Origin of the sequence: Chryseobacterium nakagawai (genome assembly GCF_900637665.1) — a bacterium.
Taxonomy (GTDB): Bacteria; Bacteroidota; Bacteroidia; order Flavobacteriales; family Weeksellaceae; genus Chryseobacterium; species Chryseobacterium nakagawai.
This window is the reverse complement of the sequence record NZ_LR134386.1, coordinates 2,577,528-2,592,469: the sequence shown is the minus strand read 5'-3', so window position 1 is coordinate 2,592,469 and position 14,942 is coordinate 2,577,528. Positions and strand designations below refer to the sequence as shown.

Here is a 14,942-nt window from a genome sequence, read left to right as displayed (position 1 = left end):
TATTAAATTTGATTCATTAGAAAAAGTAAAAATGCCAGCAAACGAAACACAAAAAAACATGAATTCTCAAAATGTCACCGATTATCCTAATAACAACACTTATTTTCTGGTTTGGAATTTCAAACAGGATGCAGATCTTTCTAAAATTAGATCTGTATTCCAGAGAGTCTGTGCCTTAGTCACCAATCTGAACAATTCAGCTCTTGACCGTTTTCCGAATTCTAAAGCGAGCTGTGTGTTGGGGATTGGGTATGAGGCATGGTTACAGCTTGAGCTGCCTACTCCACTGCCTAAAGAATTTAAGAAATTTGAAGAAATAAAAGGCAGTAAACATACCGCTGTGAGTACAAGAGGAGATCTTCATTTTCACATTCGTTCTGATGAAAAAAGTCTGGCGTATGATATGTCTTCTACCATTTCGGATTTCATGGCAGAAATTGCAGACTGTATTGTAGAAGTTCAGGGTTTTCGTTATTGGGACAGCAGGTCTATCTTAGGTTTTGTAGATGGTACGGAAAACCCACATGGAAAAGACCGTGATTTTTTTGCCATTATCGGAGATACAGATCCTGAATACGAAGGAGGAAGCTATCTTTTTGTACAAAAATACATCCATAATATGAATGCCTGGAAATCTCTTTCTGTGGAGGATCAGGAAAAGGTAATCGGAAGATCAAAAGAACAGGATATTGAAATGGATGATGATGTAAAACCTAAAAATTCTCATATTGCCTTGGCCAATGTAGGTGATGATTTTAAGGTGGTAAGAGACAATATGCCTTTTGGAAATGTTTCCACGAATGACATGGGAACCTATTTTATCTGTTATGCAAGCACATTCAGTACAGTTCAAAAAATGCTTACCAATATGTTCATTGGGGATCCTGTAGGAAACTACGACCGAATTCTGGATTTCAGTACTGCCCAAACAGGAACTTTATTTTTTGTTCCTTCAGCAGATATGCTGGATGAATTTTCTTCTTAAATTAAGTTTTATACAAAAGTAATTTTGAATAATAAAATAAATGAACCATTTCTTGTGAAATGGTTCATCTTTTATAAAAGTCAAACTTATTTTAAAATAACTTCAGCGTGTTTTCTTCACTAAATAAAATATTCTTCAGTGTATCCTTACGAATCTTGACAACATCTCCGTGCTGAACTTTATGTTTCTTTTGTAAAGATCTTTCATGAACAAAAACAGCATCTGCTTGCATTAATTGATTCAGTTTGCTTGATGAAATCTTTAAACAGGTTCTGATCACGGTTGATAATCTGAGATTAAACTCAAAAGGGCATTTGATTTTAAAACTCAATACTTCACTATCAGAAGCCATCATTTGCTCTATAGAGACTTCATCAAACTGAATTTCATAGACCACACTCTCCAAATCTGCCTCTGCATTATTTTTCTTTCTTGTTTCCCGGGAAAATGCATATTCCCAGGCCAGATCCGTATCATTCTCCGAAAGGCGATTAAAGATTTCCTTACTAATGGATTCTGTTCTGATTCTGGAAAACAGGGTCATATTGTATCGGTGGCTGCATTTTACACATCTGTAAATTAACCAGATATCGATGTTCTTTTTTTGGGCATTCAGCCTGAATTTATCACTGCAATGAAACCTTTCGCTGTCGCAATGGCTGCATTTCTTTTTCAAAAGGGGGGTGTTTTGGGCTTTTACTACCCAGGTATACTCTATACTCATTATAATGGGTGCTTACTATTCTTAGAATTTTTTTCACCTATTATTCAACATTATAAAGTCATAATAGAAATAGCTTCTCCTATTCCTTATCTGATCGGTATAGCCGTCAAAATCGGGAATAACAAAAACTGCCTATATCGGCAATGCAATTAAATAATAGGGTTAAATAGAAACCTGTTCGGGTAGATTTACCCAAACGAAAGAATAATTAGCCTGTGGTTGGAAGGCTAATAGTAAGCTATAATAGGTTTAAGAGTTGTTCTCAAAACAAATTGTTTACTTGGTTGGGATAAAATTAGTTAATTCTTTACAAAAAACAAATTTTTTATTCCATTTCAGAAAATAAATACCAATCCTTACTCACAAACAGCTCCTGTTAGATACAAAAAAATATACAAGGAGTCGTCAACGAATGATGAGGAAAATAATAAGTTTTTGAATTCATTTTAAATCCACAGATCAAGGAAAGTTTTAATATTATTTTGTAGCTTAGATTTCAGTATTACAGTGTGTTATTATTTTAACGAATTTATTTAAAACTAGACCATATGTGGTGGGTATATGCAATTCTTTCCGCATTTTTTGCTTCACTGACTGCCATCTTTGCCAAGATTGGTGTAACAGGCGTAAACTCAAATCTTGCTACTGCTATCAGAAGTGTGATTATCTTGCTGATAGCCTGGGGAATTGTTCTGACACGAAGTGAATATAAAGGGATCCCAGCCCTTTCCCGACATCATCTTATCTATCTTGTGGTTTCCGGGTTCACAACAGGACTTTCCTGGATCTTTTATTTTAAAGCTTTACAAGCCGGTAAAGTGACTCAGGTAGCTCCTGTAGATAAATTAAGTATCGCTTTAACAATTATTCTTTCCGTGGTATTCCTTGGGGAATCTCTTACTTTAAAAACAGCGATTGGTGCCTTATTGATTATTATAGGAACCATAGTTCTCATCTTTGAACAGTGATTGGCCTTTAAATGCGAGATTCACAAGAAGAGAATTCAAAACATTTATTTTTCATCATATCGTATCAATCCATCTGTACAGATCAACATCAGCAGAAATTCCAAACGATTTTCTGAGTCTGCTTTTTCTGGTCTGAATGGTTCGGACTGCCAGGTGATTATACTCTGCAATGTCTTTTGTTGTGAAACCTAACTTAATTAAAGCACAAAGCTTAAATTCATCACCACTCATATCAGGGTTAAGTTCCATCAGATTATCATACAAGCCGGGAAACATCTGCTTTACTTTAGGAATAAAGGCAATATCATCATTCATGGCCAGTTTTACAATACCTTCTAGGTCTATCTGATCTTTGCTATTGAGCTTTGTTCTCATGTCTGCAATAATCTTTTCACTTCTTATAGCCTGTTGGTATAATTTCACAATTTTGAATTGTTTGGAGACTATAAAATACCCCAGGATACTAACCCCTAAAAACACTTGCAAAAAAGTAATCAGTCTTTGATTTTCTGAAAACAGAACATTATCTGCTCCTTTAATGGTAAATATTTTGAAATCATAGTAATGACTGATACTAAAAAGAATAAGTACCGTAAGATAAACAAGAAGATTATACCAGACTGTCTTTTTGGAGTTAAAAATAAACAGTGAAGCCAGCATAATGACAAAATAATATAATGACAGTCCATTTTCAAAACCTGTGGTAGATGAAAAAAAGAAGATGATAAATAACAAAAGTTCCAAACTAAACAGCGTCACAAAATGGTTATAACGTAGTTTTGTAAAGAAGAAAAGGAAGAGATAAAAGATCCCCAATGCCGTTAAAGCAAAAAAATTGACCTTCAAGCCAAATAACAAATCTCTGCATCCGTTAAAGATCAAAACAGCTCCAAGGGAAAATGCAAATAAGTTCATTCTCTGCGCCTCAATAAACTCAAGCGGATCTGTATTGGGAGCAATATGTCTGTTCGCTATATAATCCCAGATTTTACGAAACATAATTTATAAATATTGAGCAAAAAACATGAAATTCAATACAAAAATAAATAAAATGCTTTTATATTTCATTAAAATAGTCAATTTTGGTTAAAAAACACATTTACAGAATTTCTTTATATTTAAAAACGTCTGGCAGCTATAAAAATATCTCATTACATCAAAAAGAACTTTTTCTATTTTGCAAGGGTATTCTGCTTCGTTTAAAATAAAAAGCTAACTGACTGTTAGTTAAAAACACAGACAGCTACAGGCATACATTTCATCGCCCTCATTTTCTGTACAGTGAAGAAAATTACAGATATAGGACAGCTCTATATTGCTTTCAGAAACAGCATTCTCAATGAGATTTCGTATGTGAATGTTTTTATAATTCGTATTTCTTTTTTCTTTTAAAATACGATTAGAATCCTAAAGAGGAACAGTATTTATAATCAGTTTATGTTTTGTTTTTAATAGATCAATTAAGTCTGTCAATCAAAAGAATATTTTGATTTTTCTTATTCTTATCAGACAGAGTATTTAAAGGTTCCGGCGGGGCTCCGCCCCGCCGGAACTAAACATTAAGAAGACATTCTTTGTGCTGTAATATGGATACGCCTGATGTTATTGGCAGGAATGGTATCATTTAAGTTATCTACATACACAAAAATGGTTAACCTGTACCAAACGCCGTCAATCGCCAGATCTATGGTTTCTATTTCCTGAGAATCATCAGAACTGCTTGTAGAATTTATAGGCGTGGAACTGCTATTCATATTATCTCCCCAGTTAAGGTAGATCCCGTTATCCGTTTCCACATATCCTCCCGGAGCTACTAAAATATTAGCACGGCGAAAACGGTCTACACTGGATAATGCAGCATACCACATTTTAACATTACTGGAAGATACATTTACCAATCTAGGGTTGTAAGTTACTCCACCTGATCCTGTATTGGAACTGGACCAAAAACTAAGATCCAGCCTGACCTTTCCTCCTAAAATAGGAGGATTCGAAATCATCGTACTCAGCAAACCTGTTGTAGTAGCTGGAACTTCATACGTGAAAAACTGGTACTCTCCCGGACTGAGCTTTTTCCCTCCCCCAACTTCTGCATTACACGTCTGGCCGCCTATCGAAATAGGAAATACTGTTGTATTAGGACTGGATACTGTTGGGGTTCCGGAAATAGTATAAATTAAAGTGCCTGAACCTTGTGCAAAATTTCCCTGGGTAATGGTTGCGGTAAGCCCGTTTACAGGTCCTAATGTCTGGGTAGAATATATTCCACCGTTTCCTCCTGTATAAGGAATAGTCATTGTTCCTTGAAAAGGAGTTCCAGTTGTATAGGTCAGCGGATCCAGATTAGCATCAGTACATCGTAAAGCGCCTATGACCCCCTGTTGCAATAAACGCCCATCCAAAGGTCTCCATTGGCTGCCATCCCAATATACATATCCTGCATAGGTAAATGTAGATTGTGTTCCCTGGTTAAAAACCAATAGTCCAGTAGCAGGGCTAGGAATTGTAAAAGAATCGTTGTAGGCTGTTAAAGCTACCCTTGGCCCCAGAAAACCTTTCTGCTTTCCTGATGCCAATTGACTCACATTAAGTTCTACTATTGCAGACAGATCAGGGGATGTAGTTCCTACGCCTACACTTCCATCAGCCATAACTACAAAATCATTGGCTTGTTGTCCTGCAGTAGGACTTCCAGTTGTACTGTTGTCTTTTTTTCCATCAATATTGAAGATTCCCTGTGGATTGGGAGTATTGATGCCAACCTGTGAATAGTTGAGCGAATAAACCATTATAAATAATGGAAGAAGATACTTTTTCATTCTGTGTTTATTGTATTTAAATTGAGTATTACAATGTTTTTAGCTAAAGAAGTTTTTTGTTACATAGAGCATACTGAGTACTTTTTCCATAGCTCTAAACTGCTTTTTCTAAATCCATATTATTGTTTAAAATTTCAATGCAAGATTAGAGTTATTCGCTTCTCAACCCAAGAAAAACAATACGCTACAGATACACTACAAGCTCATTATTATATACGTCACAGATACGTCTAGCGTCAAACAAAAAACATCAAAATATTGAAAATGAAATAATTACAATAAAAACATTAAGTATGCAAAAATTCAGATTATTTACATTGGAGATTTAAAAACAAACGCTCTATGAAGCATATTTCATAGAGCGTTTTATTCCATATATTAAAAAAAATTCTAAAGGAAAGCTTCATTCAGAATCAAGAGAAGTCTTAACCATTAAGATATCCTTTTTACTATTTCCATTCCCAATTCAATTCTTCATGATAGGGAATTTTCTGGTCGCTACAGATTTCATGGAAATATTTTTTTAGCTCAATAAGGTTATGAACCTGTTTCTTAGGAAATATCAGATAATTTCCTGCATTCATTTTAATAAAAAAATTTTCACCAGTCTCTGAAATCCATTCAAAATGTGCTATTGCGTGTTTGACCTCAAGCTGAGCATTCTTAATCAAAATATACTCTTTATTGAATACTACATCAAAAGTATTGGCTTCACTACTTTTATACTGCTCTCCCAAAGCAATGGTTGTATAATAACGTTTATAGTAACGACTGGCAAATTTTGGGTAAATCAGATAAAAAAGGCCGCCTACCATAAGAATTGCTACACCTAATATTGGTTCAAAAAAGATCATCAACAGTCCGATTACAGCAATCATTCCTGCGAAAACATAGCCACTTACCTTTTTCGACTGTTTTACTTCATCAGATTTTGAAGCTTCGTAGAGTAAGCTGTCCAACATTGTTTTTCCATTAAAGCTCAGAGTCATTCTATTCATGGTTTGTTATTAGTTTTAATAATTTTGATTTAAATGTAAAGAGGTTAGTCCTATTTAAAAAATAAGGCAGTTTCTTATTTCTCCTAAAAATACTCTATTTTTAAGAAATTCTATTTTACCTTCTTTAATTCTATACAAAAGACCGAAGGAATAACCAGTATCTTCATCAACATTATAAACCTGAGAAACGATGCCATCTAAGTTAGTATCATTTAATCTGATAAGTTCGTGAAAAATCAAGATAGCAGTCTCCTCTTCCAAGTTTTCAATTTCATCTACAGCTGCATCAATAGCTTCCCCCAATGTATCAGCGATAATTTTTTTAAAATGAGTATTTCCAAAAGAAATAAACGGAGAATACTTTATATTGCTACGGATATAGCTAATAGCAATCTCTTCTGCTTTTTCTATTTCAGCCTGTAAAGTAGGATTCAATTCTTCAAATTTCATATAAAACAGTATTTACTTTTTCTCTGAACAACAGCCAACCTAATTGGGAATAAGGCTAAAATACAAAAAACTTAAGTTCCGAAAAGTTAAAACCGAACGAATGCTCATCCCTTTGTTTCTTTTAATTCGGTACATTTGTATCCTATTGATATGAAAAAGATACCCGCATTACAAACCTTACAGCTTACTACACTAGAGCGCCAGGGATTAGTACAAGCCACACCATTTGGAACCGGAAAAAAAGCAGTGCTTACTGCTATGGAACGTCTCGGATATATACAAATTGATACTCTATCTGTGGTTGAACGTGCTCATCATCATACATTATGGACTCGAATTCCTGATTTTCAACCTCTTTATCTGGATGAATTAATAGAAGAACATAAGATTTTTGAATACTGGTTTCATGCCGCGTCTTATCTTCCTATACAGGATTTCCGGTATGTATTGCCTCAAATGCTTCATGTAAAGCAAAGTGATTCTCATTATTATAATGCAGACAAAAAGGTCATGGAATATGTAGTAGATACCATTCGGACTGAAGGCCCTAAAATGGCAAGAGATTTTGAGAGTAAAAAGAATACAGCCGGAAGCTGGTGGAACTGGAAGCCTACAAAGCTGGCTCTGGAAAGACTTTTTATGCAGGGAGATCTGATGATAAGCGGAAGACGTGGTATGCAGAAAACCTATGACCTCACAGAAAGGGTATTACCTTCATCCATCAATACAACACTGCCTACTCCACTTGAATTTGCTGAATACCTAGTAAAAACTAACCTTCGCGCTTATGGTTTCACAACTTTAAAACAAATAACACACCTCAGGAAAGGTGATGCATTGAAAAAAAATGTGAATTTGGTTTTACAATCCTTACTTGAAAAGGGCGAAATACAAAAAATTTCTATTGAAGGTCTTTCTTCTGTTTTCATCCAAAATGATTTACTTGAAAAATCTGATGGGATAACCGGATCAGGTGTCAGATTGCTATCTCCATTTGACAATTCCATTATACATCGTGACCGTGTTAAACAAATTTTTGATTTTGACTTCCGTCTTGAGTGCTATGTTCCTAAAGAAAAGAGGCAATATGGCTATTTCTGTCTGCCCATCTTATTTGGCAACACCTTTATTGGAAGAGTAGACTGTAAAGCCCACAGAAAGGATAAAAAATTTGAACTGATTCATCTGCATATTGAAAATACAACCATTTCTTCAGAACTTTGGATTCCTTCTTTTACTGATGCTGTAAAGCGTTTTGCTTCTTTTAATGGCTGCAGATCACTGCTACTGAATAAAGTGAGCCCCTCAAAGCTAAAAAATAGTATTAATAAAGTACTGTCTCATTAATTCACAAAACAATAGAAGGAAAAATGACTTTATACCACTGGTTTTTCAGGGATATTATTTTAATTTTTAAGCAGTTGTTCCCTGTATTCTATTCCCCATTTAGCCATGGTATCAATAATGTTGTGCAGACTTTTTCCGAAGTCTGTAAGTTCATAATCTACCGTTACCGGCATTGTATTATTTTGGGTCCTGCTCACCAGGTTATTCATCTCCAGCTCCTTAAGTTCCTTTGAAAGGGTTTTTGCCGCAATCCCTTCAAGCTGCCTTTTTAAATCCATAAAACGCATCTTACCTCCAAAATAAAGGTGACTGATGATAATCGTTTTCCATTTCCCTTCGAGTAAATAGACCGTGTCCTTTACGCCACGGATATGATTTTTACATTCCGGTCCCAGTTCCATTCTCTCCTTTTTCATACATGATAATTAAGTTACAAAGTTAATAATTATTAAACATCAATGAAACTTAGTTACTTCCAGGTAACTAGTTACCTACAGGCAACAGGTATATTATAGCAACCACTTAAGGTGTAACTTTGCATCATCAATTAGTAAGTAAATAATAAAATTATGTCATTACAGAAAACATTAAACTGGAGATCCGCAACCAAAGGTTATAATGGAAAAACCATTGAAGATGAAAAACTGAAGCAGATATTGGAGGCCATTCGTCTTGCCCCTTCAAGTTCAGGCTTACAGCCATTTAAAGTTTTAGTTATCAAAAATAAAGAACTAAGAGAAAAATTAAAGCCTATTTCCTGCAATCAGGATCAAATTGTACAAGCCTCACATATCCTTGTTTTTGCTGCATGGGATGAATATACCACTGAGAGAGTTGATTCATTTTTTGAATTCAGCAACCAGGTAAGAAACCTACCCCATAGCGCTACTGATGATTACCGTGTTAATTTACTGGGAATGCTGGAAAAACAAACCAGAGATCAGCATTTTAACAATGCATCTAAACAAACCTATATTGCTTTAGGTTTCGGACTTTTGGCAGCTGCAGACCTTAGAGTAGATGCAACTCCAATAGAAGGATTCAACAATGAAGCTGTTGATGAACTATTGAATTTATCTGAAAAAGGACTAAAAAGTACAGTTTTAATGGCTCTTGGTTATAAAGATGAAGAAAAAGACTGGTGGGGCAAGCTCGACAGAGTTAGAAGGTCTAAGGAAGAACTATTTGTGGAGATCAACTAAATTAAACATAAAATTAATAATAAAAAACAGGAGAACTTTTGAAGGTCTCCTGTTTTTTATCTTACATTAATAGCCCCATAAATCATTACAATGGAACTGAAATTAAGCATCCTCGATCAGACTCCGATTATTAAAGGTGGTAATGCTACTCTTGCACTCAAAAACAGTCTGGCTTTAGCAGAGATGGCTGATACACTAGGCTATAACAGTATTCTATATTCGGAGCACCATGGCGTGGAAGCCTATGGAAGTTCCAGTCCGGAAATCCTGGCAGCAACCGCTCTTGCCAACACAAAAAACATCAAAGTGGGTACCGGCGGAATCATGCTTCGTAATTATTCTGCATTTAAAATTGCTGAATGGGCAAAAATGCTCGCTACATTTTATCCTGATCGTTTTATACTGGGCCTGGGAAAAGCTCCCGGAGGGCTGAAAGATGCGATTTTGGCTTTAAATGGCCACAAGCTCCCTGTCCTTAATAATATCAATGATAAACTGGAAGAAATTATCACCTATCTAAAAGAGCAAAACTATAAGGATACAGAATTGTTTGCTCAACCTACCCATGTTATAACTTTGCCCGAAATCACCTGGTTAGGTTCTGGAGAAAGCTCTGCAAAAGAAGCAGCTCAATATGGTATATCCTACTCTATGGCTGATTTCATAGCAGACGGATCAAATACAGAAATCCAGAAAACCTATCAGAAGGAATTTAATGATAAAGGATATGGAAGCCAGCCATCCTTTCAGGTAGCTGTTTCTGTTTCCGTTGCCAAAAATATAGAACAGGCACTCCGAAATGCATTTGGAATGGTCTATCAGTTCGTAGAATCCAGGAAAATTCTGGCTCCAGCAATGTTGAAACCCTCCGAAGAAGTAGAAACTCTTATTGCTAAAAGTGAAGATAAAGATTTGTTTAACACTTTACTGAATAAAGTTATAGTTGGCACCCCAGATACCATCCATTCAAAACTAAAAGAAAAAGCATTACAATACGGAACCAACGACCTCGTCATATTATCTAATATGTTCAGGGAAGAAGACAGGATTTTCACGTATAAAAGTCTTATTTAGAAAAGTCTATCCTTGTTTTTAACAATGGACAGACTTTTTTATTCTAATGTTTATTTCAGATTTCTGGATTCCAATTCTTTCCCTAATGCTTGATTACGTTTATTCCATTGAGTCCCCAGAAACCCTGCAAAAAACAACGGAAAAAAGGTAAAAAATCCAATTCCATTGGTTGCACTGCTATATATCGCAATACCCACAAAAAAACCTATGAGAACTGCATTGATTATTTTGTCGGATTTAGATTTATTCTTCTTTTCTAATAATTCCTGATCGGTTAACGCGTTTAACTCTTTTTCTGACATGATTATTGTTTTTAGTTTTTTTGATTTGAAATCCTCGCTAACTTACAAAAGTTTTACCTTTATAAATGAAAAAAAGTGTACAGCATTTGATTAATTAGCTGCAGGATCAACAAGTTCTGTTGTTATTCTTATGGATTTTAATAGATTTTTACCGTCGAAAAACAATGTGGTAAAATGCTTTCCATTCTTAAAAATAAGTTTTGCTCCGCCGGGAAATTCACTATCAGTTCCAAGCTTTTGAACTTTTGCCTCATTTTTTTTGAATTGAACTTTAGCATTCTCCAAAGTCGTTTTATTCATCACAAGGCCGTATGGTAACCCACTTATGACCAAGTCTTTATTATCGGATATATCAAAAAACATTTCGTTAATAACATTATTCTTTCCGAGACTACTATAAAGTTCTAATCCTGATTTCGTAAGCCATTTAGCATATTTCTCTTCATTAGCATCTTCATAGAAAACAGTTTCCACATGCAAGGCTTTCGAAATTTTATCTGGTGTCTGTGGAAATACAAATCCGGAGTTTTTATCCAATAAGGAATTCAAATCTGCTGTTTTTTGTGAAAATGCAGTAACGCTTAAGAATTGAAAAAGGACAGCCAGTGCCAGAGTAAACGGTTTTATTTTCATATTGACTATTTTAATGATTTTCGGACTTAAAGATATTAAATTTAGCGATTCCAGTTTTAGGCTTTTTTAGTTCAAGAATGATCGCTTATTGATAAGCGAAACTGGAAAAAAATAATGTAAATTTGTCCTATCTTACCGCAAAGGTTAAGTTTTTAATATAATGAAAAAAACAGCATTTTCTTTACTGGCGCTTTTGTTACATCTGGCCTGCCAGGCACAAAATTTTGACGTTATTCCATTAGGTATTTATGGAGGAGAACAGGAAGATAATTTATCTGCTTATTTAGTTGGTGGTACCAAAGACAATACATTCCTTTGCCTTGATGCCGGAACAGTAAATACCGGAATCCGAAAAGCAATTCAACAAAAAAGCCTTACCGGCTCAGAGGAAACAGTTTTGAAAGACCAGATCAAAGGATATTTTATTTCCCATGGACATCTGGATCATCTGGCAGGACTTATTATCAATTCTCCAGCTGATGCCAAAAAAGATATTTTTGCTATACCGTCGGTAGTTCAGATTTTGCAGAATCATTATTTTATTACAGATACCTGGATCAATTTTGCAGATCAGGGACAGAAGCCTATCCTTGGAAAATATCATTACAATGAACTTCAGGAGGGAGTGGAAATTCCAACTCAAAAGACTTCTTTTTTCTTAACAGGATATGAGCTGAGCCATGTAAATCCATATAAAAGCAGTGCTGCATTGGTCAGGAATAATGACCACTATCTTCTTTATCTTGGTGATACCGGAGCCGACAGAATTGAGAAATCTGACCGGATGGATAATCTTTGGAAAAATGTAGCTCCATTGGTTCAAAAAAAGCAATTAAACACTATATTGATTGAAGTTTCTTTCCCAAATAGCCAGCCTGAAAACCTTCTGTTTGGGCACCTTACACCTAACTTGTTGGTAGAAGAACTGGAAAAACTAAAGGAAAGAACTGGGCAGAAGGACCTGGAAGGCCTTACTATTGTGGTTACGCACAGAAAGCCTACGGGTAACAATCCTGAGATCATCAAACAGGAATTATTGAAAAACAACCCTTTAAAGGTAAAATATATTTTCCCTGAACAAGGTAAAAGAATTAACTTACCTTAATCATAAAAAAGCGATGGAACATTAAGTATCATCGCTTTTTTATAATACTTTCTCTGATTAATTGATTATTTTCCCCTTATTGTTTTCCAACTTCCCCCGAAATCGCTGAAGCTCTTCAGGATTTGGCTTACTCCAATCTGTTGCTTCTCCAATAATTTTCAATGGAGCTTCTGAACGATAAGAACGAGTCAGATTACCTGGAAATTTTTTATTGGTCAGGTTCGGATCATTTTCAAAACCCCCAGTGGGTTCTATTATATATACCCTTTCAACTCCATTTCCTTTTGCTAGTGCAGCAGCGAGACCAGCTCCATTTTTTGATGCCGTAAAGTAAATATGATTCATTATGAATTCAGACTTATAATTAGAATGGCCACCTGCTGTTAGCGTATCCCCTATTTTCAGATTTGCTTTAGTCCCATGATAAAAAGGACCTTGGTCAAAAATTTTATCTTTTACAGATATCGCCAACTCATCATATTCTTTTGCCTTTTCCGGATATGAAAGCGCTTTATAGCATTCTGACATCTTTAAATAAAGAATATGAAAAGCACTTTTAGCTGTATCATCATTTGCTTTTAAAGCATGTTGTAGGGCCGTTTCCAACCACTTTAATCGTTCGGAAGCTACTTTTTGATGTTGCCCAATATAATACGCAGCAAGAAATTTTTCAACATCGTCTGCAGCTTCATTCCATCCTTGCATAAATAATTTTTCGGCTTCTTCATATTTACTTTGTTCTTCCATACCCATTCCTTGGATACAGAGTTTAACGATAGTATTAAATGGTGAAAATTCCATAATATTTGTTTTGGTTTTTTAATTTCTAATGTTTGGCATTGGTATTAAATCTTTGTTCCAGAAATGGTTCTGTTGAAATCCCATGCTTTTCAAAATCAGAAATTATCATTTCTTTCAGTTTTTGAAACTTCTTTGTAGATACATCCATTTCTTTTACAGCCATATAAAAAAAAGTACTCTTATATTTCTGAAGGACCGCCCGAACTGATGCATAGTCCATATTTTCAAGAATTGCATTCGTAAAATCACCTTTCACGGGCAAACCAATGGAAGAACTGAATTCAATAGGCCTAAATGCAGTGTCTTTTGATCCCCGAAAATTGGAGGGCGGAAATGCCTCATTTGGATTATAAACAGTAAGGTAAACAGGAACACTACTCTCATCATCCTGACTGAATATACTCTTATTCATTACTGCAAAGAATTTTCCAGATGTATTGATAACCGCCATATGATAGTCCACACTATCAGGATGCTTGATGTACTTTTCAAGAATTTCATTATCCTCTATGCGTCGTAAACCTATGGCTTCTATTTTTGGCATATACGGATTTCCACCTATTTCCGGAACAAATTCTATAGAGGCTTTCGGATCATTGGTAAAAAGTACTATCGCCCCAAATTTCAGAGAATAATCTGCGGCTGTTCTTTGAGCCTGCTGAACATTTTTCTCATAATCAGATTCTATTTGAAGCATAGCCCTGGTGAGAGATCTGGCCTCTTCTTTTCTTTTATTTTGAATAATATCTGAGCCACAGGTACGTGCCAATATCAGCAATGCAGATACCGCTGACAAAGAGATGGCAATATATTTATAATTTCGGTTTTTGGAGACTTGCAATTGCTCTACAAGACGGGAACCTTTTTCCTGTAATTTAGTTTTCTGAATATCTTCTTCTTTGGCCAGAAAAGACTGTTGAGCATTCTGTTCCAGATTCAAAAGAAGCTCATCCCGGAATGCAATGAATGTTGCAATATCTTCTGCTGATTTTTGATTCCGGGGATTAAATTGCCATACCAGTTTTTTTCCGTTATTCAGTTTGATTCGCATAGAAGGTGGTGGAGCCTGTAAAAAGTTATAAGGAGGAATACTATATATATCTTCATAACGAATACGGCCATGTTTCTCTGAAGTAAAACCTTCATGATCTACAGAAAGCGTATCTATTTCTCTTGATATTCTGATAAACCGGGCCATACAATATACTACAGCCCCAATCCCCAAAGGAATGATGATCCATAAGCTCCATGGGATAATATCCAAAAGAACGATGCTCAATAAAATTATCATCAAAGGAATTCCGAAAAGGGAAAGTAAAACATATAAACCTCCTTTATTATTTTGGTATTTGAATGTAAATTGTTTCATGATCTGGCATTTATCTCAAATTATATGATGACTATAAATTTACTATAAACCTGCAACATCATCATTAAAAATAGCAAGCTGATAATTGAACTTATATTTTTTTAAGCACGGCCTATTTTCTTTGAAAACTTCAGACTATTCTCCCTTATATTAGCTCAGCAGATT

Annotated in this window: 16 protein-coding genes; 6 read left to right on the top strand and 10 right to left on the bottom strand. The window is 35.2% G+C overall.

The genetic code is table 11. The features are described 5' to 3' along the window. Positions 1-58: 58 nt before the first annotated feature. Positions 59-985, top strand: coding sequence for a Dyp-type peroxidase (locus tag EL260_RS11730; protein WP_123860451.1), 927 nt, complete (start codon positions 59-61; stop codon positions 983-985). Positions 986-1,076: 91 nt separating this feature from the next. Here EL260_RS11730 and EL260_RS11725 read toward each other — a convergent pair whose 3' ends face one another. Beyond that, entirely contained in the window at positions 1,077-1,661 is a 585-nt protein-coding gene (locus tag EL260_RS11725) for a DUF1062 domain-containing protein (protein ID WP_228445423.1), read from the bottom strand. Positions 1,662-2,257: 596 nt separating this feature from the next. Between EL260_RS11725 and EL260_RS11720 the strand changes: the two genes are divergently transcribed. Further along, positions 2,258-2,677, top strand: a complete 420-nt coding sequence (locus tag EL260_RS11720; RefSeq protein WP_123860449.1) for an EamA family transporter — start codon at positions 2,258-2,260, stop codon at positions 2,675-2,677. Between the two features lie 54 nt (positions 2,678-2,731). Here the strand turns inward: EL260_RS11720 and EL260_RS11715 are convergent, their stop codons facing one another. From EL260_RS11715 to EL260_RS11700, 4 genes are all read right to left on the bottom strand, one after another. Continuing rightward, complete coding sequence (locus EL260_RS11715) at positions 2,732-3,676, bottom strand: helix-turn-helix domain-containing protein (RefSeq protein WP_228445421.1); 945 nt, start codon at positions 3,674-3,676, stop codon at positions 2,732-2,734. Between the two features lie 560 nt (positions 3,677-4,236). After that, the gene (locus EL260_RS11710; protein WP_123860448.1) at positions 4,237-5,496 is read right to left on the bottom strand and encodes a hypothetical protein; all 1,260 of its coding nucleotides are present in this window, start codon (positions 5,494-5,496) and stop codon (positions 4,237-4,239) included. Between the two features lie 449 nt (positions 5,497-5,945). Then, complete coding sequence (locus EL260_RS11705) at positions 5,946-6,494, bottom strand: hypothetical protein (RefSeq protein ID WP_123860447.1); 549 nt, start codon at positions 6,492-6,494, stop codon at positions 5,946-5,948. A gap of 54 nt (positions 6,495-6,548) precedes the next feature. Continuing rightward, entirely contained in the window at positions 6,549-6,944 is a 396-nt protein-coding gene (locus EL260_RS11700) for a hypothetical protein (RefSeq protein ID WP_123860446.1), read from the bottom strand. 150 nt (positions 6,945-7,094) lie between these two features. Between EL260_RS11700 and EL260_RS11695 the strand changes: the two genes are divergently transcribed. Continuing rightward, positions 7,095-8,291 carry a winged helix-turn-helix domain-containing protein gene (locus tag EL260_RS11695; protein ID WP_123860445.1) on the top strand — a complete coding sequence of 399 codons (1,197 nt, stop codon included), beginning with the start codon at positions 7,095-7,097 and terminating at the stop codon, positions 8,289-8,291. A gap of 59 nt (positions 8,292-8,350) precedes the next feature. Here EL260_RS11695 and EL260_RS11690 read toward each other — a convergent pair whose 3' ends face one another. Continuing rightward, positions 8,351-8,707, bottom strand: coding sequence for a winged helix-turn-helix transcriptional regulator (locus tag EL260_RS11690; RefSeq protein ID WP_123860444.1), 357 nt, complete (start codon positions 8,705-8,707; stop codon positions 8,351-8,353). A 153-nt stretch (positions 8,708-8,860) separates the two neighbouring features. On the opposite strand from EL260_RS11690, the gene EL260_RS11685 reads away from it, so the two are divergent. Together EL260_RS11685 and EL260_RS11680 are read left to right on the top strand one after the other, a co-directional pair. Beyond that, complete coding sequence (locus EL260_RS11685; RefSeq protein WP_123860443.1) at positions 8,861-9,493, top strand: NAD(P)H-dependent oxidoreductase; 633 nt, start codon at positions 8,861-8,863, stop codon at positions 9,491-9,493. A gap of 90 nt (positions 9,494-9,583) precedes the next feature. Beyond that, complete coding sequence (locus tag EL260_RS11680; protein ID WP_123860442.1) at positions 9,584-10,567, top strand: MsnO8 family LLM class oxidoreductase; 984 nt, start codon at positions 9,584-9,586, stop codon at positions 10,565-10,567. A gap of 50 nt (positions 10,568-10,617) precedes the next feature. Here EL260_RS11680 and EL260_RS11675 read toward each other — a convergent pair whose 3' ends face one another. Both EL260_RS11675 and EL260_RS11670 read right to left on the bottom strand, forming a co-directional pair. Beyond that, positions 10,618-10,869, bottom strand: a complete 252-nt coding sequence (locus tag EL260_RS11675) for a hypothetical protein (RefSeq protein ID WP_123860441.1) — start codon at positions 10,867-10,869, stop codon at positions 10,618-10,620. A gap of 90 nt (positions 10,870-10,959) precedes the next feature. Further along, positions 10,960-11,502, bottom strand: a complete 543-nt coding sequence (locus EL260_RS11670; protein WP_123860440.1) for a hypothetical protein — start codon at positions 11,500-11,502, stop codon at positions 10,960-10,962. Positions 11,503-11,662: 160 nt separating this feature from the next. Between EL260_RS11670 and EL260_RS11665 the strand changes: the two genes are divergently transcribed. Next, positions 11,663-12,607 (top strand): MBL fold metallo-hydrolase, encoded by a 945-nt coding sequence (locus EL260_RS11665; protein ID WP_123860439.1) that lies wholly within the window; start codon positions 11,663-11,665, stop codon positions 12,605-12,607. A 57-nt stretch (positions 12,608-12,664) separates the two neighbouring features. Here the strand turns inward: EL260_RS11665 and arr are convergent, their stop codons facing one another. Beyond that, on the bottom strand, positions 12,665-13,078 hold the full coding sequence (gene arr / locus EL260_RS26195) for an NAD(+)--rifampin ADP-ribosyltransferase (protein WP_394343545.1): 414 nt from the start codon (positions 13,076-13,078) through the stop codon (positions 12,665-12,667). A 355-nt stretch (positions 13,079-13,433) separates the two neighbouring features. After that, a complete protein-coding gene (locus tag EL260_RS11655) occupies positions 13,434-14,777 on the bottom strand; it encodes a hypothetical protein (RefSeq protein ID WP_123860437.1) in 1,344 nt (447 codons plus the stop codon). Positions 14,778-14,942: the final 165 nt, after the last annotated feature.